The organism is Bradyrhizobium sp. 27S5 (assembly GCF_037217225.1).
Taxonomy (GTDB): Bacteria; Pseudomonadota; Alphaproteobacteria; order Rhizobiales; family Xanthobacteraceae; genus Bradyrhizobium; species Bradyrhizobium septentrionale.
Map to the genome: position 1 here is coordinate 177,342 of NZ_CP147714.1, position 26,687 is coordinate 204,028.

Here is a 26,687-nt window from a genome sequence, read left to right on the forward strand (position 1 = left end):
GCGCTACCGGCGTCCGCTTGTTCCCTGCGAGACCACGCAATGTCGACGTTCGGCCTGGAGCGGGTATTTTCGCCGCGAAGCATCGCGATCGTCGGCGGCAGCCCGCGACCGTCGTCGCTCGGCGCGGCGGTGCTGCGAAACGTCAAGGCGAGCGGCTTCACCGGCCGCGTCGGGGTGGTCAATCGGCAGTATGCCGATGTCGACGGCGAGCCGACCGTTCCTGACCTGAAGTCGCTGCCGTTCGTACCGGACCTCGTCGTCATCAGTGCGCCGGCGGCCGCGGTCCCGGAGATCGTGGCGGAGGCTGGGCTGGCCGGCGTCGCCGGTGCGGCGATCCTGTCGGCCGGTCTCGGTCACGGCGCGGGTTCGCTCGCCGAGACCGCGGAGCAGACGGCGCGGCGGCATGGCATGCGCCTGATCGGGCCCAATTGCATGGGCGTCATGGTGCCGCATGCGAAGCTCAATGCGAGCTTCGCCGCGCATCAACCCTCTGACGGGCACGTCGCCCTGATCTCGCAGTCCGGCGCGGTCGCGGCGGCGATGATCGAATGGGCGGCGGAGCGGCGGCTCGGCTTCTCCGGCGTCGCGTCGATCGGCGACCAGCTCGATGTCGACGTCGCCGACCTCCTGGATTATTTCGCGCTCGACGATCATACCAGCGCGATCCTGATCTACCTCGAGGCCATCAAGGATGCGCGCAAGTTCATGTCAGCGGCGCGCGCCGCGGCACGGCTAAAGCCGGTCATCGTCGTCAAGTCGGGACGGATGGCGCCGGGCGCGAAGGCCGCGGCGACCCACACCGGTGCACTGGCTGGCTCGGATGCGGTCTATGACGCCGCGTTCCGCCGCGCCGGCATGCTGCGCGTCTACGACCTTCGCCAGCTGTTCGATTGCGCCGAGCTGCTCGGCCGCGGCTTCGTCCCGCGCGGCAACCGACTGGCGATCCTGACCAATGGCGGCGGGCTCGGCATCCTCGCCACTGACCGGCTGGCCGAGCTCGGCGACGTTCCCGCGACATTGACGGCGGAGACGATTGCGCGGCTCGACAAGGAGTTGCCGCCGGGCTGGTCGTGCGCCAATCCCGTCGACATCGCGGGCGACGCCGATGCCGCCCGCTACGTGGTGGCGCTCAATGCGCTGCTCGATGACGCCAACAGCGATGCGGTGCTGGTCGCGAATGTGGAAATGGCGGTGGCGCCGGCCGAGGGGATTGCCGAGGCCGTGGCGCAATGCGTTCGCGATCGCAGGTCGAAGCGGAGTGCAGTGGCGGCACTGGTGCTCGCGGCGTGGGTCGGCGCCGACGAGCGCACCGGCGCGATCTTCGAGGCGGCGCGCATCCCGCATTTCCCGACCGAGGATGATGCGGTGCGCGCCTTCATGTATCTGGTGCGCTATCGCGAAGCCTCCACCGCGCTCGCCGCGATCCCGCCGGGTATCGCATCGGCGTTCATGCCGGAGACCGCGGCGGCGCGGCACGTGGTCGTAAAGGCCTTGTCGGAGGGACGCGCCTGGCTCGATCCGCCCGAGATCGTCGCGCTGTTCGAGGCCTATGGCATTCCGATCGTGACGACCATCGTCGCTGAGAGCGCCGAGGATGCCGCCGAGAAGTCGGCGCCGTTGCTCGCCGAGGGGCACGCGATCGTGGTCAGGGTGGTCTCGCGCGACATTCGCCACGCCTCCGACGTCGGCGGGGTCATCCTCGATCTGCGCACCAGGGACAGCGTCGTCGAGGCCGCCAGAACCGTGATGGAGCGCGCACGAAGCGCGCGGCCCGGCGCGAAGCTGCTGGGCGTGACGATCCAGCCGATGATCGTGCGGCGCGCGGCGCGTGAACTGATCCTCGGCATCGCCGACGATCCGACCTTCGGTCCGGTGATCGTGTTCGGCCGCGGCGGCCCCGCGGTCGAGGTGATCAACGACAAGGCGTTGGCGCTGCCGCCGCTCGACATGAATCTGGCGCGTGAGCTGGTCGGACGCACCCGCGTCTCGCGGTTGCTGGGCGGCTATCGCGATGTGCCGGCCGTCCCGGTCGACGTGGTGCCGCTTACCCTCGTCAAGCTGGCGCAGATGGCGGCCGACATTCCCGAGGTCGCCGAACTCGATATCAATCCGATGCTCGCCGACGAGAGCGGCGTGCTCGCGCTCGATGCGCGGGTGGCGATCCGCAAGCCGGCGCGGCTGTTTGCCGGCCAGACCCGGCTCGCGGTGCGGCCGTATCCGTCGCAATGGGAGGGTGAACTCGCGCTGCGCGACGGCTCGCGCGTCATGGTGCGGCCGATGCGGCCGGAGGACGAGCCGATGGTCGGCGAGTTCTTCAAGCGCGTGACCGCCGAAGACCTCCGGCTGCGCTTCTTCCATGCGATGAAGGAATTCTCGCACGCGTTCATCGCGCGCCTGACCCAGCTCGATTATGCGCGCGCGATGGCTTTCGTAGCGCTGGACCCGAACACCGGCGAGATGATGGGCGCGGTCCGGCTGCATTCGGACTCGCTGTACCAGAACGCCGAATATGCGATCCTGCTGCAGTCCGATCTCAAGGGCAAAGGGCTAGGCTGGGCGCTGATGCAGCTGCTGATCCACTACGCGAAGTCGGAGGGATTGAAGCGGCTGTCCGGGCAGGTGCTGACCGAGAACACCACGATGATCGGGATGTGCCGCGATCTCGGCTTCACCGTCACGATGGATCCGGACGATCACAGCATTGTTGACGTCGTGCTCGATCTCGATCGGCCCGGCGTCGATGCCGTCGGCGCTGACATCCTGATCCGGTCCGCGACGGCCGGCCGCTGATAGCAGCGCCGGCCGCGGCCGTGTCGGATCAGATCTGGCGTTCGACCAGCTTGAACTTGAGCTCGGCGATCGCTTCGGAAGGGTTGAGGCCCTTCGGGCACGCCTTGGCGCAGTTCATGATGGTGTGACAGCGATAGAGGCGGAACGGATCCTCGAGATTGTCGAGCCGTTCGCCGGTCGCCTCGTCGCGGGAGTCGGTGACCCAGCGGGTCGCCTGCAGCAGCGCGGCGGGGCCGAGGAAGCGTTCGCTGTTCCACCAGTAGCTCGGGCAGGAGGTCGAGCAGCAGGCACACAGGATGCATTCGTAGAGGCCGTCGAGCTTCTCGCGATCCTCGTGGCTCTGCCTCCACTCCTTCTGCGGCGTCGGCGTCGTGGTCTTCAGCCACGGCTCGATCGAGGCATACTGGGCGTAGAAATTGGTGAGGTCGGGGACGAGGTCCTTCACCACCGGCTGGTGCGGCAGCGGATTGACCTTGACCGCGCCGCCGGCGCCGACGTCGTGCATCGACTTGGTGCAGGCCAGCGTGTTCTGGCCGTCGATGTTCATCGCGCAGGAGCCGCAGACGCCTTCGCGGCAGGAGCGGCGGAAGGTCAGCGTCGGGTCGATGTGGTTCTTGATCCAGATCAGACCGTCCAGCACCATCGGGCCGCAATCATGGGTGTCGACATAGTAAGTGTCGACACTCGGATTCTTGCCGTCGTCCGGATTCCAGCGGTAGACGCGGAATTCGCGCGTCTCGGTGGCGCCGGCCGGCTTCGGCCAGGTCTTGCCGCCGGAAATCTTCGAATTCTTCGGAAGTGCGAATTCAACCATGCTTGCTCGCCTTCGTTCTCAGTAGACCCGCGCCTTCGGCGGGATGTACTGCACGTCGTTGGTCATCGTGTAGTCGTGGACGGGACGATAATCGATCGCCGTCTTGCCGGCCGGATCGATCCAGGTCAGCGTGTGCTTCATCCAGTTCTTGTCGTCGCGCGCGGAGAAGTCCTCGCGGGCATGCGCGCCGCGGCTCTCGGTGCGGTTGGCCGCCGAATCCATCGTCACGATCGCCTGCACGATCAGATTGTCGAATTCCAGCGTCTCGATCAGATCGGAATTCCACACCAGCGAGCGGTCCGAAACCGAGATGTCGCCGACGCCGCCATAGACCTTGTGGATCAGGTTCTGGCCTTCCTGCAGCACGTCGCCGGTGCGGAACACCGCGCAATTGTTCTGCATCACATGCTGCATGCTGTCGCGCAGCTTCGCGGTCGGCGTGCCGCCGGAGGCATGACGGAAGTGATCGAGTCGGCCGAGCGCGAGGTCGGACGAGTCTTTCGGCAGCTCCGGCTGCTTGGCGTTCGCCGTCAGCTTGTCGGCAAGACGCAGCGCCGCAGCGCGACCGAACACGACAAGGTCGATCAGCGAGTTGGAGCCGAGGCGGTTGGCGCCGTGCACCGAGACGCAGGCGGCTTCGCCGATCGCCATCAGGCCCGGCACCACCGAATTGTCGTCGCCGTTGCGCTTGGTCAGCACCTCGGCGTGATAGTTCGTGGCAATGCCGCCCATGTTGTAGTGCACGGTCGGCACGATCGGAATCGGCTCGCGGGTGACGTCGACATTGGCGAAAATCTTCGCCGATTCGGAAATGCCCGGGAGCCGCTCATGCAGCACCTTCGGATCGAGGTGATCGAGGTGCAGGAAGATGTGATCCTTCTTCTTGCCGACGCCGCGGCCTTCGCGGATCTCGATCGTCATCGCGCGCGAGACGACGTCGCGCGAGGCGAGGTCCTTGGCCGACGGCGCGTAGCGCTCCATGAAGCGCTCGCCTTCGGAGTTGACGAGATAACCGCCTTCGCCGCGGGCGCCCTCGGTGACGAGGCAACCCGAGCCGTAGATGCCGGTCGGATGGAACTGGACGAACTCCATGTCCTGCAGCGGCAGGCCGGCGCGCAGCACCATGCCGCCGCCGTCACCGGTGCAGGTGTGCGCCGAGGTGCAGGAGGCGTAGGCGCGGCCATAGCCGCCGGTCGCCAGGATCGTGGTCTGGGCGCGGAAGCGATGCAGCGTGCCGTCGTCGAGCTTGAGCGCGATGACGCCGCGGCAGACGCCCTGGTCGTCCATGATCAGGTCGATGGCGAAGAATTCGATGAAGAACTCGGCCGAGTGTCGCAGCGACTGGCCATACATCGTGTGCAGCATGGCGTGGCCGGTGCGGTCGGCGGCGGCGCAGGTGCGCTGCGCCTGGCCCTTGCCGAAATCGATGGTCATGCCGCCGAACGGGCGCTGATAGATCTTGCCCTCCTCGGTGCGCGAGAACGGCACGCCCCAATGCTCGAGCTCGTAGACCGCGTCGGGCGCGTTGCGCACCATGTATTCGATCGCGTCCTGGTCGCCGAGCCAGTCCGACCCCTTCACGGTGTCGTACATGTGCCAGCGCCAGTCGTCCTGGTGCATGTTGCCGAGCGAGGCCGAGATGCCGCCCTGCGCCGCAACGGTGTGCGAGCGGGTCGGGAACACCTTGGTGATGCAGGCGGTGCGCAGGCCCGCTTCCGAGCAGCCGACCACGGCGCGCAGGCCCGCGCCGCCGGCGCCGACCACGACGACGTCGTAGGTGTGGTCCTGGATCGGGTAGGCCTTGCCGTTCGTGGCCGGGCCACCGTTGGTGGCCTTGCCGTTTCCTTCACCGGCCATGGGTTATACTCCCGACGACAATTTGAGGATTGCGTAGATCGAGGCCAATGCGACCGCGACGCAGAAGAAGTTGTTCGCCATCACGCTGGCGATCTTCAGCTTCTCGTTGTGGACGTAGTCTTCGATCACGACCTGCATGCCGATCTTCATGTGCCAGGTGCTGGCGATGATGAAGAGCAGCAGGATGATGGCGATCGGAATCGAGCCGAGGATCTGCGCCGCGCCGGCATGGTTGCGGCCGATCAGCGTGATCACCACGACGATCACCGGAACGATCAGCAGCGTCATCGCAACCGCGGTGAGGCGCTGGCGCCAGAAATCGCCGGTGCCGGTATGCGCGGAGCCGAGGCCGCGGACGCGCTCCAGCGGCGTGCGCATCGAAGAGGGGCCGCTCATCGTCCACCTCCAACGGCATAGGCAATGATCCAGACCAGCACGGTCAGCGCAATGCCGGCAACCAGCGCACCCCAGGTCAGCGCTTCGCGCTCATTGGCCTTGAAGCCGTAGCCGAGATCCCAGACGAAATGCCGGATGCCGCTGCACAGATGGTGCATCAGCGCCCACGTGTAGCCGAACACGATCAGCTTGCCGATCACGCTGCCGGTGAAGGCCTGGACATTGGCATAGGCGGTGGGGCCGGAGGCGGCTGCGATCAGCCACCAGGCGAGCAGCAGGGTGCCGAAATAGAGGGCCACACCTGTGGCGCGGTGGACGATGGACAGCGCCATCGTCAGCGTCCACCGGTAGGTCTGCAAATGGGGTGAAAGCGGTCGTTCGATCCTGGCGGTCATCGGCGGGCTTTATGGTGTGAGGGACCGCGGCCGGCCCATCGGGGAACGCGGTAGAGGAGTTCTATTTACGGAGTCGGATCAGCCCGCGCAACGGTCAAATAGCCTTCGGTCGAACCGAAGTTCATTGTTAGACTTGCCGAATTCTGGTTGATCCGCAGCGTGGTATACCAGATGCAAGGTCAGATGAACTAAGAAGTGAATCCGAATATCTGAGTGCGATGTGAGACGATTAGCTGCGCGCTGACGGGCTCCGGAACGCGTCGATTCTGCCCCATTGTTCCACCAGATAATCGACGAATGCCCTGATCTTAGGCGATGCCAGGCGCGAAGGTTGCAGCATCACATGCAGCGGCGTCGGCGCCGGCTCGTGGTCGATCAGCAGGCGTTGCAGGCGGCCGCTGGCGAGATCGGATTGCACCTGCCACGACGGCACGCGGACGATGCCCGCACCATCCCGCGCCGCACCAACCAGCGCGTCGAGGCTATTCATCCAGAGCCGACCGGATATGCGGAATTTGCGACCCGTCTTCGAGCCGTCAGCAAAGCGCCACTCCGCGCTTCCGGGCGAATCGGAAAACACCAGGCAGTCATGACCTGCAAGATCGTGCGGCGTCCGCGGTTCGCCGCGCCGCGCGAGGTACTCAGGCGATGCGCACACGATCATTTGGAGATCGGTGAGCTTGCGCGCGACCAGCTGCGAGTCGCGCAAGCGGCCGATGCGAATGGCCAGATGGATGTCTTCCTCGACCATGTCGACGGCGCGGTCGATCAACAGCAGGTCGACGGCAACAGCGGGATAACGGCGCAGAAACTCGTTGAGCAGCGGCGCGATCACGAGCCGCCCGATCAGGCTCGGTGAGCTGATGCGAATCCGACCCGATGGCTGGTGCGGATCGCGCGCCAGCGCCGCCTCGATCTCCCTGACTTCGCCGAGAATCGATTTCGCGCGCTCGTAGAGGATGCGGCCGTCGTCGGTGAGTGCAAGTTGGCGGGTGGTGCGCAGCAGGAGGCGGGTGCCGAAATGCTCCTCCAGGGCGCTGATCTGGCGGCTCACCGCGGTCAGCGAGCTCGGCAGCGAGCGCGCCGCCGCCGACAGGCTGCCGGCATCGACCGCGCGGACAAAGGCCGCCATCGCCGCAAGCTGGTCCAAGCCCGATCCTTCCGCATTTCGCAAGAGAGCCTGCTCATCCGGAGCAATACTCCCGCGTTTGAGAAGGGTCTAGTCTGTCCGCTCCACGATTTGAGGAGCGCGACATGGCCTCAACGTCCCTCCATCCGAATTCCCTTGAACGGCGCAGAACTGCCCGCCGTGCCAGTGCCGACGATCCGGCCATCCTGCTTGTTTTCTCGTGCGCCGGCCTGCTAGTCGACGTCCTGGCGTTGCTGATGCAGGGCGCAACGCCTTCAAACCCACTCCGCTTTGCTGTGATTGCGGCGGCTGCTCCGTTGGCAGCGTTGGTCACGTTGTGGCTGGCCGACCGCACTGACGCGAACGCCTCCTGACGACGGGAAGGATGATGGCCGGCCTCGATCCCAAGGAACTGCTCGAGCTTGCGCTGCTGCTGATCGCGGTCGGAGCGCTGTCCGGGTTTCTCGCCGGCCTATTCGGCATCGGCGGCGGCGCGATCCTGGTGCCGGTGTTCTACGAATGCTTTCGCCTCGCCGGCGTGCCGCTCGAGGTGCGGATGCCGCTGTGCATCGGCACCTCGCTTGCGATCATCATCCCGACCTCGCTGAGCTCGTTCCGCGCCCACTATCGCCGCGGCGCGGTCGACATGGAGATATTGAAGCGCTGGTGGCTGCCGATCGTGATCGGCGTCGCCGCCGGCAGCGTCACCGCGCGGTTTGCGCCGGAGCGGCTGTTCAAGATCGTGTTCGTGATGGTGGCGTGGTCGGCGGCCGCGCGGCTGCTATTGGCGCGCGAGACCTGGAAGTTCGGCGACGACGTGCCCAAAGGTTTCCTGATGCGCGTCTATGGCTTCTTCGTCGGCCTGCTGTCGACGCTGATGGGCATCGGCGGCGGCCTGTTCGCGAATCTGCTGATGACCTTCTACGGCCGGCCGATCCATCAGGCGGTCGCGACCTCGTCCGCGCTTGCGGTGTTGATCTCGATCCCTGGTGCTCTGGGTTACGTCTATGCCGGCTGGCCCGCCGCCGCGCGCTTTCCCGACGTCACCGCGCTGCAACTGCCGTTCGCGCTCGGTTACGTCTCGCTGATCGGCGCGCTACTGGTGATGCCGACCACGCTGGTCACCGCACCGCTCGGCGTGAAGGTGGCGCATGCGCTGTCGAAGCGGGCGCTGGAGATGGCGTTCGGGGCCTATCTCTTCATCGTCGGCGGACGGTTCGTGATCAGCCTCGTCGGCGGACACTAGCCGGAGTCAGTCCTTCAACCGTACTTCGCTATTACCCCAGTATCGCAGATCGCCAGCGCTCTCGATACGATCCAAATCAGAGAGCACCTGCAATCGGGCCGCCGTCGCCTCATAGGTGATGGTCCAACCGAGTTCCTTGAAGCGTTTTTCTACATCGGTCACGAACGCCACGACTTTCCGCCAGCGGGACTTCAAAAGCGAGAAGATGACTTCGTCCAGTTGATCTTCGGTCACCGACGGCGGGAGAAGCACCTCGCTCCATGTCACCTCGCTGAAGAGATGCGGGGGCCTGGGTAGAGGTTTGAGGTCCGGATGCTGGGCATAGATCCCCACCAACAGCTTTCGGTAGACGATTTCGTGGAGTTCGTTGAAATGCTCCAACAAGGCGTCTCGCTCGCCCTTGTCGATTTGCCCCATGGCCATGAACGTACGATCGAGTGCTCGGCCCACGTTCAGTAGGCGTTTTTTCAGTTCGGCCGCCTGCTCTCGATCCATTAGGGGTCCCCTCACCGCGTCCTGTAAATATCCTTGCACTTATCCCGCAGCGCGTAGCCCGGACGGAGCGAAGCGCAATCCGGGGTTCTCGCAGCTGATAGAGTGGTCCCGGATTTCGCTTCGTTCCATCCGGCTACGAAACGACCCGCTAATCCTGCAGCCGAACTTGGCTGTGGGCCGGAGAACGGAGGTCACCCTCACTTTCGATTCGACCGGTATCCCATAGGTATCGCAAACGTGCTGCCATCATGCGGTAGGTGAACGGCAATCCCAGCTCTTCGCAACGGTTGGTGCCTTTGAGCAGAACCAATGCGGCCTTTTGCCAGTATGGCTCCAGAAGCGACATGAGGAGGTCATCGAGCGCTGCTGTGGTGGCGGCACGCGGCAATTTTACATCGCTCCATGCCACGTCGGAGGTGGGGGCGGGGATAGGCAATTCCTCAAGAAGCCCCGACGGCAGCAAGTCAGGGAATTTTTCGTAAAGCGGCACCATCACTTGCCATTGCAGCTCAACCAGAAGCTCGAAGAGCGGGCCGTCGAATTCGAGTTGCTCCTCTTTTCCGAGTTCTGCAATAGCCGTTCGGGCTTTCATCATCGCCTCGTTGGCGATGATGAGCTGGTCACTCAACCGAATAGCCTCTTTGCGGTTCATCGGTTATCGCGACATCGTCGCGCCCCTTACGCCTTCGAATAAATATCCTTATACGTATCGCGCAGAATGTTCTTCTGCACCTTGCCCATCGCATTGCGCGGCAGTTCGTCGACGACGAAGACGCGCTTGGGCATCTTGAATTTGGCGAGCCGCCCGTCGAGCGCCTTCAGCACCGAGGCTTCGCTGACATCGGCGCCCTTGCTGCAGACCAGCACGGCGGTGACGCCTTCGCCGAAATCGGCATGCGGCACGCCGATCACGGCTGACTCGATCACGCCGGGCATGGCGTCGATCTCGCTCTCGATTTCCTTCGGGTAGACGTTGAAGCCGCCGGAGATCACGAGATCCTTGCCGCGGCCGAGGATGTGGATGTAGCCCCTGCCGTCGATCTTGCCGAGATCGCCGGTGATGAAGAAGCCGTCGCCGCGGAATTCGGCCTTGGTCTTCTCCGGCATGCGCCAGTAGCCCTGGAACACGTTCGGACCCTTGACCTCGATCATGCCGATGGTCTCCGGCGCAAGCTCCTTGCCGGTCTCGGGATCGGTGACCCGCACCGAGACGCCGGGCAGCGCGAAGCCGACCGCGCCGGGCACGCGGTCGCCGTCATAGGGGTTGCTTGTGTTCATGTTGGTTTCGGTCATGCCGTAGCGCTCGAGCACGGCATGGCCGGTGCGCTCCGACCATTCGCGATGGGTGTCGGCGAGCAGCGGCGCGGAACCCGAGATGAACAGCCGCATGTGCTTCGTCGCGTCCTTGTTCAGGCCGGGATTCTGCAACAGGCGGGTGTAGAAGGTCGGCACGCCCATCATCACGGTGGCGCGGGCCATTAGCTTGATGATCAGGTCCGGATCGAACTTCGGCAGGAAGATCATCGAGGCGCGTGAGAACAGCGTCACGTTGCTCGCCACGAACAGGCCGTGGGTGTGATAGATCGGCAGCGCGTGGATCAGCACGTCCTTGTCGGTGAAGCGCCAGTAGTCGACCAGCGAGTAGGAGTTCGACGCCAGATTGTCGTGCGACAGCATCGCGCCTTTGGAGCGGCCGGTGGTGCCTGACGTGTAGAGGATCGCGGCGAGATCGTCATTGCCGCGCGGCACGGTAGCGAAGTCCTTACGAGCCTTGTCGGTGGCCTCGGTCAGCGAGCCCTTGCCGCCGGTATCCAGCGTCTCGACTTTGGCGCCCACCTTGGCGGCGATCGCCTTGATGCCTTCGAGCTTGGCGGGATCGCAGACCACCAGCGACGGCTCGGCGTCGCTGATGAAGTATTCGAGCTCGTTCAGCGTGTAGGCGGTGTTGAGCGGCAAATAGACGCCGCCAGCGCGCACGGTGGCGAGGTAGAGCACCAGAGCCGAAACCGATTTCTCGGTCTGCGCCGCGACGCGGTCGCCCGGCTTGACGCCGCGCTCAACCAGCACGTTCGCCATCTGGCCGGTCCGCGCGATCAGATCGCCATAGGAGATGCGGCTGCCGTCGAGCTGCTCGATCGCCAGCCGATTGGGGTCGTCGAGGCCGTCGAACAGGCGGGAAAACAGGTTGGCGTTGGTGGTCGTGTTCATGCAAACATTCCCCGAGGGGCGAAAGAGCCGGAAAGGCTAGTGCCGCCGATTTGAAGTTCCTAGCCAGGCGCCGCGAGTCCTACTAGGAACTTCAAATCGATAAGCGGCACTAGATTAATTAGATTCGCTAGTGCCCCGTAAGCTTCCGAAGTTCGTGTCAGTGTCTGCCGCGGCGGATCACGAACTTCGGAAGCGGGGCACTAGCGCTGGATTAGCAAAAACGCCCTTCGGAAAGCAACGGAGACAGTTTGCATGACAAATAATGGGAAACGCGTGGCCTGGGTCACCGGCGGCGGCACCGGAATCGGCGAATCCGGGGCGGAATTCCTGGCTGCGGACGACTGGACGGTGGTGGTCTCCGGCCGCCGCAAGGAAGAGCTCGACCGCGTGGTGGCCAACATCACGAACAACGGCGGCAAGGCCGAGGCGATCCCGCTCGACGTCAGCAACAAGGCCGACGTCAACAAGGCGGCCGAGACCATCGTCGCCAAACACGGCCGCATCGACCTCCTGGTCAACAGCGCCGGCATCAATGTGCCGAAGCGCAGCTGGGCCGACATGGAACTGGAAGGTTGGGACAAGCTCGTCGAGGTCAACCTCAACGGCGTGCTCTATTGCATGCGCGCGGTGCTGCCGACGATGCGCAAGCAGCAGGACGGCTGCATCATCAACGTCGCCTCCTGGGCCGGCCGTCACGTCTCGAAAATGCCGGGCCCGGCCTACACCACGACCAAGCACGCGGTGCTGGCGCTGACCCACTCCTTCAACATGGACGAATGCGTCAACGGCCTGCGCGCCTGCTGCCTGTCGCCGGGCGAGGTTGCAACGCCGATCCTCAAGCAGCGGCCGGTGGTGCCGAGCGAAGCCGAGCAGGCCAAGATGCTGCAGCCCGAGGATTGCGGCCGCACCATCGCTTTCGTCGCCAGCATGCCGCCGCGGGTCTGCATGAACGAGATCCTGATCAGCCCGACCCACAACCGCGGGTTCATCCAGACGCCCGCGAACAGGGATTAGGTCCGTCTTCTCCTTCCCCCTGAAAGGGGGAAGGTCGGGATGGGGGTCAGCCGCAGGCGACGGTGTATGTGGAGAGAGCAGATCCCCACCCGCTTTGCTCTGGCGAGCAAAGCGACCTCCCCTTTTCAAGGGGAGGTTGGAGCAGCGTAGCCCCGATCACTCGATGATCTCGTTCAGCTCCTTGCCGGAATGCTCGGGCACCCACAGGAAGACACCGACCGCCATCGCGATCATCAGCACGGGGATGCAGAGGAACGCCAGCGCGAACGAGCCGGTGTGCTGCTGGAGTGCGATCGAAACGAACGGGAACAGCACGAAGCCGACGAAATAGGCGATCGCCCACACCACGCCGTTGGCGGCGCCGCGGATGCGCGTCGGGAAGATTTCCGCGGTCAAGGTCGTGCTCGGGCCCCAGAAGCCGAGGAAGCCGAGACACCAGAGAAGCCCGAACGTCCAGAGCAGGACGCGGTCCTCGGAATAGACCCAGAGCGTCATGAAGATCGCGCCCTCGATCAAGGTGATGATGAAGGCGCGCCGGCGGCCGATCTTGTCGATCAGCCAGCCGACCAGGCACAGTCCGAGGAAGCCGCAAAGGCCGTAGAACACGTAGAACAGGCTGTATTCCGTCGTCGACCAATGCTTCTCGGTCGATAGATACAGCGGCATCCAGGCGCCGACCGTGCCGTAGATGCAGGTGCTGGCGCAGGCCACGAACAGCGCAACCAGTGTTGCGGGCAGCACGTCGGGCATGAACACCTGGCGGATGCCGACCGACTTGGCCTTGCCGAACCAGGCGCCATCGTCGGCGCTGACCGTGCCGCCGCGCGCCAGCGTCTCCGAGATACGCCGCTTGCGGTCCTGCGCGCGCACCCAATAGGGCGATTCCGGGCAGGTGGAGCGGATATAGATCGCCAGCAGTGCGATCACGCCGGGCACCATCACTGCGACACGCCAGCCGAAATTGGCGGCGACCAGTCCGGTGATGGCGCCGGCGAGCGTGGCGCCGAGACACCAGGCCGATCGCGTGATGGTGATCACCCGCCCGCGCAGCCGCGCCGGCCAGGTTTCGGCCACCAGCATTGAGCCGAGCGACCATTCGCCGTTGAGCGCGAAGAACAGGAACGAGCGCGCGATGACAAAGACTGTAAAGGTCGGCGACAGCGCCGCGACCGGCATCAACAGCGAGAACAGCGCGATGTTGACGGCGAGCAGCGTGCGCCGGCCAAACCGGTCCGCCAGCCATGGCCAGAAATAGAGGCCGGCGATGCCGACGAACAGCGCGATCTGCATGCCGGAGCGATATTCCGGCAGGCTCAGCGAAAACTCCTTGATCACCATCGGCGAGACCAGCGCGAAGATCACGCCGTCCATGCCGTCAAAGCCCCAGCCGAGCGCGTTGGCGGTGGCGATGTGCCAATGCGTTTTCGTCACCTCGGTGCCGCCGGCGACCGCGCGGTAATTGGCAAATTGCAGGTGCTTCTGCTCGAGCGGGCCGATGTCGCTGCTGGCCTCGTTCGCCGCAGGCGCGCGTGGCCATCAGCCGTGATGCTGCTCATGATCGTCCTCCCCACACCCACCCGCCTGGCTAGCGAAGCTGCGCCGCAATCTCAGGCTGAACCAATCAGGCAATGGCGGCAAGCAAATTGCTCGCGGCAGCGCACCCGTCCATTCCGCTCAATGGAATGGTCGACAAGTTGCGGGCTGCGCTGCGCGTACGAAGCGCGCCGCAGCCGGTTTCAGGAATCACAAAGAATTATTTCCGGAAACCGCCGGGAAAACCTGCCGTAGCTCGGCCAACGACGACGCAGACACCGAACAACACGCGCCGTTGTCCATCATCGCCGGCGATGCCTCGCCGGTTGGATATCTCATCGGGAGACGAAACCATGTCGAAGCGTATTGCCTATCTCGCTGCCGCCGCCTTCAGCGCGCTTGCGATCACCGCCACTGTCGTGGCCCCGGTCCGCGCCGAGGAAAAGACCGTGATGGTCGGCGGCGCCGCGATGTTCCCGTCCAAGAACATCGTCCAGAACGCCGTCAATTCGAAGGACCACACCACCCTCGTCGCCGCGGTGAAGGCCGCGGGCCTGGTCAGCACGCTGGAAAGCAAGGGCCCGTTCACGGTGTTCGCGCCGACCAACGCCGCGTTCGGCAAGCTGCCGGCCGGAACCGTCGACAACCTCGTCAAGCCCGAGAACAAGGCGACGCTGACCAAGATCCTCACCTACCATGTGGTGCCCGGCAAGCTCGAGGCCTCCGACCTCACCGACGGCAAGAAGCTGAAGACCGCGGAGGGCGAGGAACTCACCGTGAAGAAGCAGGACGGCAAGGTCTGGATCGTCGATGCCAAGGGCGGCACCTCGATGGTGACGATTTCCAACGTCAACCAGTCGAACGGCGTCATCCATGTGGTCGACACCGTGCTGATGCCGGCGACGTAACACCCGGCGGCCCGATTTAGTCCCTGAGCGCTTTACGAAACAGCGAGCCGGAGCCTCGCCCCGGCTCGCATTTTTGTGACCAGATGGGGGCGCCTATATCAAACTGAGTAGGCGCGACCCTGTAACGGAACCCCGGTTCCCGGCGTATAAGCCGGTAACGACCACGAGCAGAGATATGCCATGACGAGCCTTGCCGTCAGCGACCACCAGGCAGAGACCGCAACGCCGGCGAAGGTGATCCAGCCGATCTGGGTGCGGATGGTGCACTGGATCAACGCATTAGCGATGATCCTGATGATCATGTCCGGCTGGCAGATCTACAACGCCTCGCCGCTGTTTGGCTTCACCTTCTCGCGGAGCATCACGCTCGGCGGCTGGCTCGGCGGCGCGCTGCTCTGGCACTTCGCCGCGATGTGGCTGTTGATGGTCAACGGCCTGATCTATCTGGCGCTCGGATTCGCCACCGGCCGCTTCCGCAAGAAGCTGCTGCCGATCACCCCCGGCGGCGTGATCTCCGATACCAAGGCGGCGCTGACCTTCAAGCTGTCGCATGACGATCTCAGCAAGTACAATTCGGTGCAGAAGCTGCTCTATACCGGCATCATCATCGTCGGCGTCGTCATCGTGCTGTCCGGCCTGTCGATGTGGAAGCCGGTGCAATTGCATTGGCTGGTGACGCTGTTCGGCGGCTATGACTTCGCCCGTTATGTTCATTTCACCTGCATGGCGCTGATCGTCGCCTTCCTGGTGATCCATGTCGCGCTCGCACTGCTGGTGCCGAAGAGCCTGCGCGCCATGATCATCGGGCGCTAGGGCATGATCCCGAAAAGTGGGAACCGGTTTTCGGAGTTGATCATGCCCAAAAATGAGACTCTTGAGAGGATGCTATGGGTCGCCTGCGCAAACTCCTGATCCCCGGTGTCGACAAGAAGCTGCTGGTCCGCGACGCGGTGAAGACGATGCCGGAACTGACGCGCCGCCGTTTCATCACGGCGGGCACCAGCCTCGGCGCGCTGACGCTGTTGACCGGCTGCGACGTGGTCGATTCGTCGTCGGCGGAAGAACTGCTGAAGAGGGTCTCGAAGTTCAACGACGCGGTACAGGCCTGGATGTTCAATCCGGATGCGCTGGCGCCGACGTATCCCGAGAGCATGATCACCAAGCCGTTCCCGTTCAATGCCTATTACGATCTCGACGATGCGCCCGAGGTCGCGGGCGCGGACTGGAAGCTCGAGGTGCGCGGCCTGGTCGACAACAAGAAGTCGTGGACGCTGGACGAGTTGTACAAGCTGCCGCAGGTCAAGCAGGTGACGCGCCATATCTGCGTCGAGGGCTGGAGCGCGATCGGCAGCTGGACCGGCACGCCGCTGCGCGATTTCCTCAAGATCATCGGCGCCGATACGCACGCCAAATATGTCTGGTTCCAGTGCGCCGACAAGGACGGCTACAATTCACCTTTGGACATGCGCACGGCGCTGCATCCGCAGACCCAGATGACCTTCAAGTTCGGCGACGAGATCCTGCCGCGCGCCTACGGTTTCCCGATGAAGATCCGGGTGCCAACCAAGCTCGGCTTCAAGAACCCGAAATACGTGCTCTCGATGGAAGTCACCAACGACTACAAGGGCGGCTACTGGGAAGACCAAGGCTACAATTCATTCAGCGGGAGCTGACGCGAAGCGTCATTCCGGGATGGTCCGAAGGACCAGACCCGGAATCTCGAGATTCCGGGTTCGATGCTTGCGCATCGCCCCGGAATGACGAATGGGTCTAAGGCCCCACCTTCCGCTGAAACGCCGACAGCAGTGCGCCGAGCGCGAGCATCGCGGCCGAGACGTTCAGCGCAAATGACAGGCTGCCGACGGCATCCGTGATCGCGCCGACCACGATCGGCCCGAGCGTCTGCCCGATGCCGAAGGCGATGGTCATCGCCGCGATCGCAGTCGGCCAGGCTTGCGGCGGGTAGTTGAAGCGTACGAAGGCGGTGGTCGACCCCACCACCGCGAAGAAGGCGACGCCGAACACCAGCGCGGAAATCGTAAGCAGCAGCGGCGAATGCCCGAAGATCGGCAGGCTCGCGCCGAGCGCGTTGACGCCGAGGATGATGGTGGTGGCGATCCCGCCGCGGTCGAGCGCCAGCACCCGCCGCCAGAACCAGGGCGTCACGAATGCGCTGACGCCGATCAGGCTCCAGAACGCGCTCTGTGCGACCGCGCCGCCGCCGCCGTCGCGGACATAGGCGATCATGAAGGTCATGTAGGCGATGTAGCCGGCCCCGAACAGGAAATAGGCGGCGAGGTAGATCAGGACCGGCATGATCTCGAATTTGGTCCGCACGATACCGGCGGCGGCCGCACCGGCGTGGAAGGGCGCAAGCAGCAGCGGCACGGTCATGATCGCGGAGAGCAGGGTCATTGCCCACCACACGATCCACCACGAGCCCGCGCCAAAGCCCTGCAGCACGAAGGGCGCGATCAGGCCGGATGCCAGGATGCCGACTCCCGGCCCGGCATAGAACAGGCTAAGCAGGAAGTTCGCGCGCTCCGGCCGCGACTGCGCAATGGTCGCCGCGAGTGCGCCGCCGCCGACGAAGCCGATTGCGGCGGCGAAGCCGACCAGCAGGCGGGCAAAGCTCAGCACGGCAAAATTGCCCGAGATGGCGCAAAGCGCCAGCGACAGCGCGCAGGCCAGCGTCGACCAGCGCACCGATGTGGCAAGCCCGAAGCGCTGGATCAGGCGCGAGGCGAACAGCGCGCCGACCAGATAGCCGGCGGCATTGATCGTGTTCATGAAGCCGGCGGCCGAATAGGACCAGGCCAGCGAGTCGCGCATGTCGGGCAGCACCAGCGAATAGGCGAAGCGGCCGATGCCGAGACCGACCGTCGGTGCGAGCGACAGAATCAGGATCAGCCGCGCGGGATGCGGATAGGACGGGGCGGGGGCTCTCACAATTCACTCCGGCAATGCCGCCATTGTGGCAGGCCGCAGCGGCGCTGCCCAGCGCCGGAGGCCGCAACACTGTCTTGCGTATCAGACAATCAAGCGATCAGGACCAGCGCGACACCGATCACGGTCAGCAGGGTTCCGGCGACGATCCGCGCCGTGATCTCGACATGTTTGAGCAGCATTGCGCTCAGCGCCACGGTGACCAGCGGATAGATCGCAGCCAGCGGCGCCACCAGCGTGATCGGGCCGTTGCGGACCGCGGCGAACAGGCTGAGTGCACTGAGCCCGTTGCTGATGCCGGTCAATGCGAACCAGAACCGGCCCTCGCGCGGGGCCTGCACCGTGAAGCTGCCCTTGCGGATCCGCTGCACGGTCAGCACCACCAGCGAGGACATGATGTAGCCGATCAGACAGGCCCAGAGCGGGCTCGGCCAGATCGCAAGCCCGAGCTTGGCAATCGGGGGCACGATGCCGCGCACCAGCGCGCTGGCGAGCGGCAGCAGCAGGGCCCAGCTGCGCCAATGGCCGAGGCCGCGCGGCCGGGTCACGGTGATCACAGCCGCCCCCGTCACCGCGACGACGAGGCCGGCGAGCTGCTGCGGCTCGAGCGGCTCGTGCAGCAGCACCACGGCGGCGGCGACCGCAAACAGCGGCGCCAGATTGCCCAATGTTGAGGTGATGACGGGTCCCAGCGACCGGTTCGACGCGAAAGTCAAAAGCGTCAGCGAGGCCGGGAAGAACAGGCCGATCGCCATGAAGATCGGCAGGCCGCGCCACACCACCGGCTCGCCATGCAGGATCAGCGGCGACAGCAGCAGGAACAGCAGAGTGAAGGACGGCACGCTGATTGCTGCGCCCGACAGCGGCTCGACGGTGCGCAAGCCAAGCTGCGCCAGCACGACGCCTGCGCCCAGGAAAATGGCCGAGGCGAAGGCGTAGACGATGGCTGCGGTCATGAGGTCCGTCTTGTTGGCTTCTTGGGGCGCGGTTGGCTCTGTGGGGCCATTTTGGCCCTGTCCGAGGCGCCTTGCCAATCCGCCCGGGGCGTTTTAGCACTCGCGCCTGACGATGACGGGCATGCCCGATTGAGTGAGGAACGAACCATGGCGACCCACAAACTGCTGCTTCTCCCCGGCGACGGCATCGGCCCCGAAGTGATGGCCGAGGTACAGCGCCTGATCGACTGGCTGAATGCGCAGGGCATCGCCAGGTTCGAGACCGAGCAGGGGCTGGTCGGCGGCTCCGCCTATGACGCCCACAAGGTGTCGATCTCGGAGGGCGACATGGCCAAGGCCACGGCGGCCGACGCCGTGATCTTCGGCGCGGTCGGCGGTCCGAAGTGGGACAGCGTGCCCTACGAAGTCCGCCCCGAGGCCGGCCTGCTGCGGCTGCGCAAGGATCTCGGCCTGTTCGCCAATCTGCGTCCGGCGGTGTGCTACCCGGCGCTGGCGGATGCCTCGAGCCTGAAGCGCGAGGTGGTCGAGGGCCTCGACATCATGATCGTGCGCGAGCTCACCGGCGGCGTCTATTTCGGCGAGCCGAAGACCATCACCGATATCGGCAACGGCCAGAAGCGCGCGGTCGACACCCAGGTCTACGACACCTTTGAAATCGAGCGGATCGGCCGTGTCGCCTTCGACCTGGCGCGCAAGCGCCGTAACAAGGTGACGTCGATGGAAAAGCGCAACGTCATGAAGTCGGGCGTGCTCTGGAACGAGGTCATGACCCAGGTCCATGCGCGCGAATACAAGGACGTCACGCTCGAGCATCAGCTCGCCGATTCCGGCGGCATGAATCTCGTCAAGACGCCGAAGCAATTCGACGTCATCGTCACAGACAATCTGTTCGGCGACATGCTGTCGGACATTGCGGCGATGCTGACGGGGTCGCTCGGCCTGCTGCCGTCGGCTTCGCTCGGCAAGGCGGACGCCAAGACCAACGAGCGCAAGGCATTGTATGAGCCGGTGCACGGCTCGGCGCCGGATATCGCAGGCCGAGGCCTCGCCAATCCGATCGCGATGATCGCCTCGTTCGGCATGGCACTGCGCTATTCCTTCGCCATGGGCGATCTCGCCGACAAGGTCGATGCCGCGATCGCGGCCGTGCTCGCCAACGGCTTGCGCACCGCCGACATCAAGTCGGAAGGCACCACGTCGGTCAGCACGACGCAGATGGGCGAAGCGATCCTGAAGGAATTGCAGAAGCTGCACGCGTGACGGCTCTGCCGTCATTCCGGGGCACGTCAAAGACGCGAACCCGGAATCTCGAGATTCCCCGATGCGCAATTGCGCATCTGAGGTCTGGTCCTTCGGACCATCCCGGAATGACGGACAAACAAAAATGCCCGGCCGGAGCCGGGCATTTTCGTATCGGCTGCTTGCCGAAATTCTCAGTACAGCGGGAAGTTCCGCGGATAGCCGCCGAGATCGGCCGGCGGGCTGAGCGGCTGGCGATCGATCGGACGGTTGTTGTTCTCGCGCCCGAACGAGGGGTAGCCGATCTCCGGCGGATAGGCGTAGTCGTTGAACTTGCGGTCGCCCGGCAGCACTTCGGTGCCGGCGTCCAGCCACGAGCGCGTGGTGACGTAAACGCGGGTGCGCGGACCCTGCTGATAGATGCGGTTCGGACCCTGCTGGCCGTAATAGCGGCGGCCGTCGCGGTCATACTGCTCTTGCTGCTTGCGCTTGGTCGGGCTCTGCGCGCTGGTTGCGGTCACACTGAGCGCGGTTGCGGTGACGGCAGCCGCGGCAAGCAACACCACGAGCTTGTTCGCGGCAGGGAATTTCAAGGTCATCGCATCCTCGTCATTACGGCCCCATCGGGGGCTGGCGCGTCCGCCAAAATCACTCGGAACATATTGTAGCCTTGGTGGGAAGCCCGTCACTAGGTCAATTGCGCCACACCGGCCCAGATAATGCGGCCGGTAGAGCAAAAGTTTCATGTAAACCAGTGTCTTGCCACGGTCTTGCCATCAAAGGGCGCCGCGCAGAAGCGGGTTCTCGCTGCCCATCACCCAGTCGGCCGACAGGGCCGGCGGGCCGGAGGTAACGCAGTCGGTACGGCGCAGCTCGGCATGCGCGAACAGCGCAGCGAGCCGCAAGTCATTGCCCGCGGCCAGCAGGGTCAGGCGGTTCAGCATGCAGACGATCGCGGCGCGCTGGGCCGGCAGGCCGGCGCCCTGGCAGGCCCAGCCTGAGATACGCAGATCGGGAGCGTCGGCCTGCTTGAGGAAGCCGAGGCAACTGCGGCTGCCGTCCTGCCGCGCCGGGCGCAGCAAGGTGACGCTGCCGAACTTGCTGTCGACGATCCCGGCGGCCTCGAGCTCGCGGACGCCGCCCGGGTCGGGCCGCCCGGCGATCTCGGTGACTGCGGGTCCCATGGGCTCGCCGCCGGGGCGGTAGATTTCGAGCTCCGCTACCGGCGCACCATTGGCGTCGGCCCAGCGGAAGACGTCCTTGCGGCCGCCGTCGGGGTGCCGGAAGATTTCGTAAGTCTCTGTTTTATCTCGCGGATCGAGCCGGCTGATGGCAAAAGCCGGCGTCGAGCGGCCGGCCAAGCTCCAGCCCGCGACGGTGGGGGCCGCCATCGCCGTCGCGTCCGGCAGTTGCTTCCATAGATAGTTGCCGAGGACGGCGAACAGCGCGAGCACGGCGACATAGGCGAACAGCCGGGAGAGCGTGGCGTATATTTCGTCGACGAAACTCGTCAGCGCTGACGGAGTTCTCGTATGATGGGGTGCGGCCGGACCGGCCTGAAAGAAACGCATCAAAACGCTCAAATGCTACGCAACGTTGTCTTGACGGGGTTTCTCGCATAGAAGCGCTGCCTCTTCCCTTTCCGCTGCCAGCGGGGGAACGGGCATTTTTCGTCGGAGAGTGAACGATGGGTTACAAAGTCGCGGTGGTCGGAGCGACCGGCAATGTCGGGCGCGAAATGCTCAACATTCTCGACGAGCGCAAATTCCCCGCCGACGAGGTCGTCGTGCTGGCCTCGCGCCGTAGCGTCGGCGTCGAGGTCTCCTATGGCGACCGCACGCTGAAGGTGAAGGCGCTCGAGCATTATGATTTCTCCGACGTCGACATCTGCCTGATGTCGGCCGGCGGCTCGGTCTCCAAGGAATGGTCGCCCAGGATCGGCGCCGCCGGCGCGGTCGTGATCGACAATTCCTCGGCCTGGCGCATGGACCCGGACGTGCCGCTGATCGTGCCGGAGGTGAACGCGGATGCGGCCGCCGGCTTCACCAAGAAGAACATCATCGCCAATCCGAACTGCTCGACCGCGCAGCTCGTCGTCGCGCTGAAGCCGCTGCACGACAAAGCGACGATCACGCGCGTCGTGGTCTCGACCTATCAATCGGTGTCGGGCGCCGGCAAGGACGCGATGGACGAGTTGTTCACGCAGACCAAGGCCGTCTACACCAATGACGAGCTGATCAATAAGAAGTTTCCGAAGCGCATCGCCTTCAACGTCATTCCCCAGATTGACGTCTTCATGGAAGACGGCTTCACCAAGGAAGAGTGGAAGATGATGATGGAGACCAAGAAGATCCTTGATCCCAAGATCAAGCTGACCGCGACCTGCGTGCGCGTGCCGGTCTTCGTCGGCCACTCCGAAGCCGTCAATGTCGAGTTCGCCAATCCGATCACGGCGGACGAGGCGCGCAACATCCTGCGCAATGCGCCGGGGTGCCTGGTGATCGACAAGCACGAGCCGGGCGGCTACGTCACGCCGTATGAGGCGGCTGGCGAGGACGCGACCTATATCAGCCGCATCCGCGAGGATGCGACGGTGGAGAACGGCCTGTCGTTCTGGTGCGTCTCGGACAATCTGCGCAAGGGTGCCGCGCTGAACGCGATCCAGATCGCCGAGGTCCTGATCAACCGCAAGCTGATCACCGCCAAGAAGAAGGCGGCGTAACAGCGAAACGCGGGATACGGGTCAGGAAGCGCGTGCCATGGCGGAACAACCGGGGACCTATCGGCCCAATCCGACGCTGAAGCGCGTTGAACGTCGTTTCGAGAACCTGCTCTTCAACAGTCGCTGGCTGATGGCGCCGTTCTATTTCGGCCTCGTCATCAGCCTCGCGGCATTGCTGCTCAAGTTCTGCATGGAGCTGTGGCACTTCATCCTGCATGTGCCGGATGCCAAGGAATCCGACATCATCCTCGGCGTGCTCTCGCTGATCGACATCTCGCTGACCGGCAATCTGATCCTGATCGTGGTGTTCTCCGGTTACGAGAACTTCGTCTCGAAGATCGATCCGGAAGGGCACCCGGATTGGCCGGACTGGATGACCAAGGTCGATTTCGGCGGCTTGAAACAGAAATTGCTGGCGTCGATTGTCGCGATCTCAGCCATTCAGGTGCTGAAGGCGTTCATGAACCTCGATACCGCCTTCGATCCCAGCAAGCTCGCCTGGCTGGTCGGTGTGCACCTGGTGTTCGTGGTGTCGTCCTTCATGCTCGCGATCTCCGACCGCTGGGGCAGCGGCCATCACGGCGGCGAGTAGATTTCTGTTGGCCCGATTTCATCGCGTCAGCGAACGCTGACGAATTCCTTCGCGCCCCGGTCGAGCACGAACAGCGAGCCTTCGGCGACGCCGAAATAGGCGCCGTGCAGTTGCATGTCACCGCTCTCCACGCGTTCGCGCACGAACGGGAAGGTCATCAGGTTCTCCAGCGAACGGAACACCGCGGCCTTCTCGATGCGGGTGACGAAGTCCTGCATGCTCTCATGCTCGCGCTGCTCGACGACTTCGCCCGGCTTGATGAACATCTGCATCCATTTGCCGATGAAGTCGCCAGGCGTGAGCGGCTTGATCTTGTCGACGAAGGCGCGGATGCCGCCGCACTGGGCATGGCCCAGCACCACGAGATTCTTCACCTTCAGTACGGTCACGGCATACTCCAGCGCGGCCGAGACGCCGTGGGCGTTGCTGTCGGGCTGGTAGACCGGAACCAAATTGGCGATGTTGCGGACCACGAACAACTCGCCAGGGCCGGCATCGAAGATCACTTCCGGCGAGACGCGGGAGTCGCAACAGCCGATCACCATGGTCTCGGGGAACTGGCCGCGCTCGGACAGGTCCCGGTAGCGGGACTGCTCGGTCGGCAGCCGCTGCGTGGCAAAGGCGTGGTAGCCGTCGATCAATTGCTTCGGAAAGGACTGCATGCCACTGCCTAACCACAAGCGCATGTCCGGAACAAGACTTTCGGCGTCGGGGCTGAAATGATAGCGCCGGGGCTTGAAAAGCCGCGGCCGATCAGTGCCTAAACAATGGACTTTCGCTAGAGCATGATCCGGAAAAGTGCGAAGCGGTTTTCCGAAAAGATCATGCTTAAACAACAATCTGCCAGAGGCCTTGAGGAGATCACCATGACCCGTCCGCGCCGCAGCCTGTTGTTCATGCCGGGATCGAATGCACGGGCGCTGGAAAAGGCCCGGACGCTGCCGGCGGACGGCATCATCCTCGATCTCGAGGATTCCGTGGCCCCCGACGCCAAGGCGGTGGCCCGTGAGCAGATCGCCAAGGCGGTCGCCGCCAAGGGCTTCGGCAAGCGCGAGGTCCTGATCCGGATCAACGCCCTCGACACGCCCTGGTGGGTCGACGACATCGGCATGGCCGGCAAGGCGCAGCCGGACGGCATCCTGGTTCCCAAGATCTCCACCGTCGACGATCTCAATGCGGTTGCCGACCGCCTCAGCGACATCAATGCGCCCGCCTCGATCCGGGTCTGGGCCATGATCGAGACCGCGCGCGCGGTGCTCGACGCCGACAAGCTCGCCGCGGCGTCAAAGGATTCCGAAACCCGGCTCGCCGGCTTCGTGTTCGGGCCGAACGACATTGCGCGCGAAACCCGGATCCGGATGAAGCCGGGCCGCGCGGCGATGATCCCGATGATCACGCATTGCATCCTGGCGACCCGCGCGCACGGGCTCGAAATCCTCGACGGTCCCTATAGCGACATCAGCAATGTCGACGGCTTTGCCGAGGAATGCGCGCAGGGCCGCGATCTCGGCTTCGACGGCAAGACGCTGATCCACCCGAGCCACATCGACGCCTGCAACGCGATCTTCACACCGCCCGAGGCCGAGGTCACTGAGGCGCGCAAGATCATCGCCGCCTTCGAACAGCCGGAGAACGCCTCGCGCGGTGCGATCCAGCTCGACGGCCGCATGGTGGAGCGCCTGCACGCCGAGATGGCGAGGCGCACGATCGCGATCGCCGACGCGATCGCTGCGATGGGGCATTAGCAGGGATCCTTCCCTTCTCCCCTTGTGGGAGAAGGTGGCGCGGACGCAGTCCGCGACGGATGAGGGGTCTCTATCCGCGGAGGCAGACCCCTCACCCGGCTTCGCTTCGCGAAGCCACCCTCTCCCACAAGGGGAGAGGGTGAACTTGCGCCCTGGTCACGCGCCAAACCTCTCCGTCGCCCACGCATAAAGACTGCCAGGGATCGGCGCGTCCTTGCCGCGGCCCTTTGGCGAGATGTGCAGGCCGACGATGGCGGGGTCGTTCAGGTATCTCGAAAAATCCGTCGGCTCGAAGAACAGTTTTGGCTCGGCGTGCACCGCATAGAACGAACGCTTCGGCAGCGCGTGCTGCAATTCGCGTTCTCGGCGCGCCAGCGCGGTGAGTGCCGCCGGGCCGAAGATCGCGACACGGATGTCAGCGAGGCGATTGGATTTGCCGCGCAGCCGGCGCATCGCAAAGGTCACGCGGTGACGCAGGGCCAGCCAGTCCGGGGTCAGCTCGTCCTGCTGCATCAGCGCCTCGAAGGCGCGCACGATTGGATCATTTTGCGGCAGATACAGCACCGAGTTGCCGAGTTGGCGCGGCCGTTCCCAGGCAAAATAGGGCTTTGCCGGATCGATCTCGACAGGCTTCAGCAGCAGCACATCGGCATCGAGCCAGAGGCCGGCGCGCTGCTTCATCAGCCGCATGCGGAAGAAGTCGCTGAACTGCAGGATGGTCCAGTCGCGCCACGAACCGTCCGGCTCGGCCGGACGCAGCCTCTCCGAGAACGAATGCGGCAGCACCGCCTCGGCCTCGGCATTGCCGATGCCGTTGGGCAGGCCGGGAATGGGATCGAAGCTGTAGACGGTGACCTTGTGCCCCGCCGCCACCTGCGAGCGCAGGCAGGTCTGGCGCAGCGCGTCCATCGAGCCGTGCCAGAAGGTGACGATGTCAGGCAACATGCGCGTCAGGTATCAGCAAGTCTGCGGTGAGGCAATTCGGCAAACAAAAGCCCCGGCGCCGCAAGGCACCGGGGCTCGATGACACGCTGCCGCTCAAGCCCAGGCGCGTTCCTTGAGCTTGGCCTCAAAGGTGTCGATCGACGTCTTCTTCTCCATCGTCAGGCCGATGTCGTCGAGGCCGTTGATCAGGCAGTGCTTGCGGAACGGGTCGATCTCGAACTTGACCTTGCCGCCGTCGGGACCGCGGATCTCCTGGTTGGGAAGATCGATGGTCAGCGTCGCGTTGGCACCGCGCTCGGCGTCGTCGAACAGCTTGTCGAGGTCCTCCTGCGACACGCGGATCGGCAGGATGCCGTTCTTGAAGCAGTTGTTGTAGAAGATGTCGCCGAACGAGGTCGAGATCACGCAGCGGATGCCGAAGTCGAGCAGCGCCCAGGGCGCGTGCTCGCGGCTCGAGCCGCAGCCGAAATTGTCGCCGGCGACCAGCACCTTCGTATTGCGATAGGCAGGCTGGTTGAGGACGAAATCCGGGTTCTCGCTGCCGTCATCCTTGTAGCGCTGCTCGGAGAAAAGCCCCTTGCCAAGGCCGGTGCGCTTGATGGTCTTGAGGTACTGCTTCGGAATGATCATGTCGGTGTCGACATTGATGATCTTCAGCGGCGCCGCGACGCCTTCCAGCGTGGTGAACTTGTCCATCGTTGCACTTCCCGGTCAAAATGAGGGATAGGGGCGGTTATTTATCGCGAATGTGACAGCG

The 26,687-nt window shown here is 64.4% G+C and carries 28 protein-coding genes; 12 read left to right on the top strand and 16 right to left on the bottom strand.

The genetic code is table 11. From position 1 onward, the window contains the following. Positions 1-39 precede the first annotated feature (39 nt). Positions 40-2,790, top strand: coding sequence for a bifunctional acetate--CoA ligase family protein/GNAT family N-acetyltransferase (locus tag WDM24_RS00850; protein WP_338830096.1), 2,751 nt, complete (start codon positions 40-42; stop codon positions 2,788-2,790). A gap of 28 nt (positions 2,791-2,818) precedes the next feature. Here the strand turns inward: WDM24_RS00850 and WDM24_RS00855 are convergent, their stop codons facing one another. From WDM24_RS00855 to WDM24_RS00875, 5 genes are all read right to left on the bottom strand, one after another. Further along, the gene (locus WDM24_RS00855) at positions 2,819-3,604 is read right to left on the bottom strand and encodes a succinate dehydrogenase iron-sulfur subunit (protein ID WP_166300497.1); all 786 of its coding nucleotides are present in this window, start codon (positions 3,602-3,604) and stop codon (positions 2,819-2,821) included. Positions 3,605-3,622: 18 nt separating this feature from the next. Beyond that, on the bottom strand, positions 3,623-5,461 hold the full coding sequence (sdhA, locus tag WDM24_RS00860) for a succinate dehydrogenase flavoprotein subunit (RefSeq protein WP_029081256.1): 1,839 nt from the start codon (positions 5,459-5,461) through the stop codon (positions 3,623-3,625). 3 nt (positions 5,462-5,464) lie between these two features. Next, positions 5,465-5,839 (bottom strand): succinate dehydrogenase, hydrophobic membrane anchor protein, encoded by a 375-nt coding sequence (gene sdhD / locus WDM24_RS00865; protein WP_338832551.1) that lies wholly within the window; start codon positions 5,837-5,839, stop codon positions 5,465-5,467. Between the two features lie 14 nt (positions 5,840-5,853). Further along, positions 5,854-6,252, bottom strand: coding sequence for a succinate dehydrogenase, cytochrome b556 subunit (gene sdhC, locus WDM24_RS00870; protein ID WP_044540759.1), 399 nt, complete (start codon positions 6,250-6,252; stop codon positions 5,854-5,856). A gap of 229 nt (positions 6,253-6,481) precedes the next feature. Next, the gene (locus WDM24_RS00875) at positions 6,482-7,384 is read right to left on the bottom strand and encodes a LysR family transcriptional regulator (protein ID WP_338832552.1); all 903 of its coding nucleotides are present in this window, start codon (positions 7,382-7,384) and stop codon (positions 6,482-6,484) included. Positions 7,385-7,506: 122 nt separating this feature from the next. On the opposite strand from WDM24_RS00875, the gene WDM24_RS00880 reads away from it, so the two are divergent. Together WDM24_RS00880 and WDM24_RS00885 are read left to right on the top strand one after the other, a co-directional pair. After that, the gene (locus WDM24_RS00880) at positions 7,507-7,755 is read left to right on the top strand and encodes a hypothetical protein (protein WP_338830097.1); all 249 of its coding nucleotides are present in this window, start codon (positions 7,507-7,509) and stop codon (positions 7,753-7,755) included. Positions 7,756-7,766: 11 nt separating this feature from the next. Next, entirely contained in the window at positions 7,767-8,627 is an 861-nt protein-coding gene (locus WDM24_RS00885; protein ID WP_338830098.1) for a sulfite exporter TauE/SafE family protein, read from the top strand. A gap of 6 nt (positions 8,628-8,633) precedes the next feature. Here the strand turns inward: WDM24_RS00885 and WDM24_RS00890 are convergent, their stop codons facing one another. From WDM24_RS00890 to WDM24_RS00900, 3 genes are all read right to left on the bottom strand, one after another. Next, complete coding sequence (locus WDM24_RS00890; protein WP_338830099.1) at positions 8,634-9,122, bottom strand: hypothetical protein; 489 nt, start codon at positions 9,120-9,122, stop codon at positions 8,634-8,636. Between the two features lie 148 nt (positions 9,123-9,270). After that, complete coding sequence (locus WDM24_RS00895; RefSeq protein ID WP_338830100.1) at positions 9,271-9,774, bottom strand: hypothetical protein; 504 nt, start codon at positions 9,772-9,774, stop codon at positions 9,271-9,273. A 26-nt stretch (positions 9,775-9,800) separates the two neighbouring features. Continuing rightward, the gene (locus WDM24_RS00900) at positions 9,801-11,330 is read right to left on the bottom strand and encodes a malonyl-CoA synthase (RefSeq protein WP_338830101.1); all 1,530 of its coding nucleotides are present in this window, start codon (positions 11,328-11,330) and stop codon (positions 9,801-9,803) included. 252 nt (positions 11,331-11,582) lie between these two features. Between WDM24_RS00900 and WDM24_RS00905 the strand changes: the two genes are divergently transcribed. Beyond that, positions 11,583-12,344 carry an SDR family oxidoreductase gene (locus tag WDM24_RS00905; RefSeq protein ID WP_338830102.1) on the top strand — a complete coding sequence of 254 codons (762 nt, stop codon included), beginning with the start codon at positions 11,583-11,585 and terminating at the stop codon, positions 12,342-12,344. A gap of 156 nt (positions 12,345-12,500) precedes the next feature. Here the strand turns inward: WDM24_RS00905 and WDM24_RS00910 are convergent, their stop codons facing one another. Then, positions 12,501-13,775, bottom strand: a complete 1,275-nt coding sequence (locus tag WDM24_RS00910; protein ID WP_338830103.1) for an MFS transporter — start codon at positions 13,773-13,775, stop codon at positions 12,501-12,503. Here WDM24_RS00910 and WDM24_RS00915 point away from each other — a divergent pair. The 4 genes from WDM24_RS00915 to WDM24_RS00930 all read left to right on the top strand — a co-directional run bounded on the left by WDM24_RS00915 (position 13,761) and on the right by WDM24_RS00930 (position 16,458). Further along, positions 13,761-14,132 (top strand): hypothetical protein, encoded by a 372-nt coding sequence (locus WDM24_RS00915; protein ID WP_338830104.1) that lies wholly within the window; start codon positions 13,761-13,763, stop codon positions 14,130-14,132. The two genes, WDM24_RS00910 and WDM24_RS00915, sit on opposite strands and share 15 nt — an antisense overlap. Positions 14,133-14,230: 98 nt before the next feature. Further along, positions 14,231-14,785, top strand: coding sequence for a fasciclin domain-containing protein (locus tag WDM24_RS00920; protein ID WP_166307821.1), 555 nt, complete (start codon positions 14,231-14,233; stop codon positions 14,783-14,785). A 180-nt stretch (positions 14,786-14,965) separates the two neighbouring features. Further along, entirely contained in the window at positions 14,966-15,598 is a 633-nt protein-coding gene (locus tag WDM24_RS00925; RefSeq protein WP_166300516.1) for a cytochrome b/b6 domain-containing protein, read from the top strand. 74 nt (positions 15,599-15,672) lie between these two features. Next, the gene (locus tag WDM24_RS00930; RefSeq protein WP_338830105.1) at positions 15,673-16,458 is read left to right on the top strand and encodes a molybdopterin-dependent oxidoreductase; all 786 of its coding nucleotides are present in this window, start codon (positions 15,673-15,675) and stop codon (positions 16,456-16,458) included. A 97-nt stretch (positions 16,459-16,555) separates the two neighbouring features. Here the strand turns inward: WDM24_RS00930 and WDM24_RS00935 are convergent, their stop codons facing one another. Together WDM24_RS00935 and WDM24_RS00940 are read right to left on the bottom strand one after the other, a co-directional pair. Continuing rightward, positions 16,556-17,734 (bottom strand): YbfB/YjiJ family MFS transporter, encoded by a 1,179-nt coding sequence (locus WDM24_RS00935; protein WP_338693685.1) that lies wholly within the window; start codon positions 17,732-17,734, stop codon positions 16,556-16,558. Between the two features lie 89 nt (positions 17,735-17,823). After that, the gene (locus WDM24_RS00940; RefSeq protein ID WP_338830106.1) at positions 17,824-18,687 is read right to left on the bottom strand and encodes an EamA family transporter; all 864 of its coding nucleotides are present in this window, start codon (positions 18,685-18,687) and stop codon (positions 17,824-17,826) included. A gap of 147 nt (positions 18,688-18,834) precedes the next feature. Here WDM24_RS00940 and leuB point away from each other — a divergent pair, with 147 nt between their 5' ends. Then, positions 18,835-19,947 (top strand): 3-isopropylmalate dehydrogenase, encoded by a 1,113-nt coding sequence (gene leuB / locus WDM24_RS00945; RefSeq protein ID WP_338830107.1) that lies wholly within the window; start codon positions 18,835-18,837, stop codon positions 19,945-19,947. A gap of 173 nt (positions 19,948-20,120) precedes the next feature. On the opposite strand, the gene WDM24_RS00950 is transcribed toward leuB, so the two are convergent. Beyond that, entirely contained in the window at positions 20,121-20,525 is a 405-nt protein-coding gene (locus WDM24_RS00950; protein WP_338830108.1) for a hypothetical protein, read from the bottom strand. 177 nt (positions 20,526-20,702) lie between these two features. Next, positions 20,703-21,497 carry a hypothetical protein gene (locus WDM24_RS00955; RefSeq protein ID WP_338830109.1) on the bottom strand — a complete coding sequence of 265 codons (795 nt, stop codon included), beginning with the start codon at positions 21,495-21,497 and terminating at the stop codon, positions 20,703-20,705. Positions 21,498-21,613: 116 nt separating this feature from the next. On the opposite strand from WDM24_RS00955, the gene WDM24_RS00960 reads away from it, so the two are divergent. Together WDM24_RS00960 and WDM24_RS00965 are read left to right on the top strand one after the other, a co-directional pair. Then, positions 21,614-22,648, top strand: a complete 1,035-nt coding sequence (locus WDM24_RS00960) for an aspartate-semialdehyde dehydrogenase (RefSeq protein ID WP_166300527.1) — start codon at positions 21,614-21,616, stop codon at positions 22,646-22,648. 37 nt (positions 22,649-22,685) lie between these two features. After that, positions 22,686-23,240: a TIGR00645 family protein gene (locus WDM24_RS00965; protein WP_166300529.1), complete on the top strand. Its 555-nt coding sequence runs from the start codon at positions 22,686-22,688 to the stop codon at positions 23,238-23,240. 26 nt (positions 23,241-23,266) lie between these two features. Here WDM24_RS00965 and WDM24_RS00970 read toward each other — a convergent pair whose 3' ends face one another. After that, entirely contained in the window at positions 23,267-23,902 is a 636-nt protein-coding gene (locus WDM24_RS00970; protein ID WP_166300531.1) for a carbonic anhydrase, read from the bottom strand. Between the two features lie 204 nt (positions 23,903-24,106). On the opposite strand from WDM24_RS00970, the gene WDM24_RS00975 reads away from it, so the two are divergent. Next, positions 24,107-24,985 carry a CoA ester lyase gene (locus WDM24_RS00975; RefSeq protein ID WP_338830110.1) on the top strand — a complete coding sequence of 293 codons (879 nt, stop codon included), beginning with the start codon at positions 24,107-24,109 and terminating at the stop codon, positions 24,983-24,985. A gap of 156 nt (positions 24,986-25,141) precedes the next feature. On the opposite strand, the gene WDM24_RS00980 is transcribed toward WDM24_RS00975, so the two are convergent. Further along, positions 25,142-25,930 (bottom strand): hypothetical protein, encoded by a 789-nt coding sequence (locus WDM24_RS00980; protein WP_338830111.1) that lies wholly within the window; start codon positions 25,928-25,930, stop codon positions 25,142-25,144. Positions 25,931-26,023: 93 nt separating this feature from the next. Next, complete coding sequence (gene leuD / locus WDM24_RS00985) at positions 26,024-26,626, bottom strand: 3-isopropylmalate dehydratase small subunit (RefSeq protein ID WP_338693665.1); 603 nt, start codon at positions 26,624-26,626, stop codon at positions 26,024-26,026. Between the last annotated feature and the right edge of the window lie 61 nt (positions 26,627-26,687).

Bases quoted from the DNA above. Each gene is read 5' to 3' on its own strand.
- WDM24_RS00850 (WP_338830096.1), top strand. From the start codon at position 40: ATGTCGACGTTCGGCCTGGAGCGGGTATTTTCGCCGCGAAGCATCGCG.
- WDM24_RS00855 (WP_166300497.1), bottom strand. From the start codon at position 3,604: ATGGTTGAATTCGCACTTCCGAAGAATTCGAAGATTTCCGGCGGCAAG.
- sdhA (WP_029081256.1), bottom strand. From the start codon at position 5,461: ATGGCCGGTGAAGGAAACGGCAAGGCCACCAACGGTGGCCCGGCCACG.
- sdhD (WP_338832551.1), bottom strand. From the start codon at position 5,839: ATGCGCACGCCGCTGGAGCGCGTCCGCGGCCTCGGCTCCGCGCATACC.
- sdhC (WP_044540759.1), bottom strand. From the start codon at position 6,252: ATGACCGCCAGGATCGAACGACCGCTTTCACCCCATTTGCAGACCTAC.
- WDM24_RS00875 (WP_338832552.1), bottom strand. From the start codon at position 7,384: ATGGCGGCCTTTGTCCGCGCGGTCGATGCCGGCAGCCTGTCGGCGGCG.
- WDM24_RS00880 (WP_338830097.1), top strand. From the start codon at position 7,507: ATGGCCTCAACGTCCCTCCATCCGAATTCCCTTGAACGGCGCAGAACT.
- WDM24_RS00885 (WP_338830098.1), top strand. From the start codon at position 7,767: ATGATGGCCGGCCTCGATCCCAAGGAACTGCTCGAGCTTGCGCTGCTG.
- WDM24_RS00890 (WP_338830099.1), bottom strand. From the start codon at position 9,122: ATGGATCGAGAGCAGGCGGCCGAACTGAAAAAACGCCTACTGAACGTG.
- WDM24_RS00895 (WP_338830100.1), bottom strand. From the start codon at position 9,774: ATGAACCGCAAAGAGGCTATTCGGTTGAGTGACCAGCTCATCATCGCC.
- WDM24_RS00900 (WP_338830101.1), bottom strand. From the start codon at position 11,330: ATGAACACGACCACCAACGCCAACCTGTTTTCCCGCCTGTTCGACGGC.
- WDM24_RS00905 (WP_338830102.1), top strand. From the start codon at position 11,583: ATGACAAATAATGGGAAACGCGTGGCCTGGGTCACCGGCGGCGGCACC.
- WDM24_RS00915 (WP_338830104.1), top strand. From the start codon at position 13,761: ATGCGTTTTCGTCACCTCGGTGCCGCCGGCGACCGCGCGGTAATTGGC.
- WDM24_RS00920 (WP_166307821.1), top strand. From the start codon at position 14,231: ATGTCGAAGCGTATTGCCTATCTCGCTGCCGCCGCCTTCAGCGCGCTT.
- WDM24_RS00925 (WP_166300516.1), top strand. From the start codon at position 14,966: ATGACGAGCCTTGCCGTCAGCGACCACCAGGCAGAGACCGCAACGCCG.
- WDM24_RS00930 (WP_338830105.1), top strand. From the start codon at position 15,673: ATGGGTCGCCTGCGCAAACTCCTGATCCCCGGTGTCGACAAGAAGCTG.
- WDM24_RS00940 (WP_338830106.1), bottom strand. From the start codon at position 18,687: ATGACCGCAGCCATCGTCTACGCCTTCGCCTCGGCCATTTTCCTGGGC.
- leuB (WP_338830107.1), top strand. From the start codon at position 18,835: ATGGCGACCCACAAACTGCTGCTTCTCCCCGGCGACGGCATCGGCCCC.
- WDM24_RS00950 (WP_338830108.1), bottom strand. From the start codon at position 20,525: ATGACCTTGAAATTCCCTGCCGCGAACAAGCTCGTGGTGTTGCTTGCC.
- WDM24_RS00955 (WP_338830109.1), bottom strand. From the start codon at position 21,497: ATGCGTTTCTTTCAGGCCGGTCCGGCCGCACCCCATCATACGAGAACT.
- WDM24_RS00960 (WP_166300527.1), top strand. From the start codon at position 21,614: ATGGGTTACAAAGTCGCGGTGGTCGGAGCGACCGGCAATGTCGGGCGC.
- WDM24_RS00965 (WP_166300529.1), top strand. From the start codon at position 22,686: ATGGCGGAACAACCGGGGACCTATCGGCCCAATCCGACGCTGAAGCGC.
- WDM24_RS00970 (WP_166300531.1), bottom strand. From the start codon at position 23,902: ATGCAGTCCTTTCCGAAGCAATTGATCGACGGCTACCACGCCTTTGCC.
- WDM24_RS00975 (WP_338830110.1), top strand. From the start codon at position 24,107: ATGACCCGTCCGCGCCGCAGCCTGTTGTTCATGCCGGGATCGAATGCA.
- WDM24_RS00980 (WP_338830111.1), bottom strand. From the start codon at position 25,930: ATGTTGCCTGACATCGTCACCTTCTGGCACGGCTCGATGGACGCGCTG.
- leuD (WP_338693665.1), bottom strand. From the start codon at position 26,626: ATGGACAAGTTCACCACGCTGGAAGGCGTCGCGGCGCCGCTGAAGATC.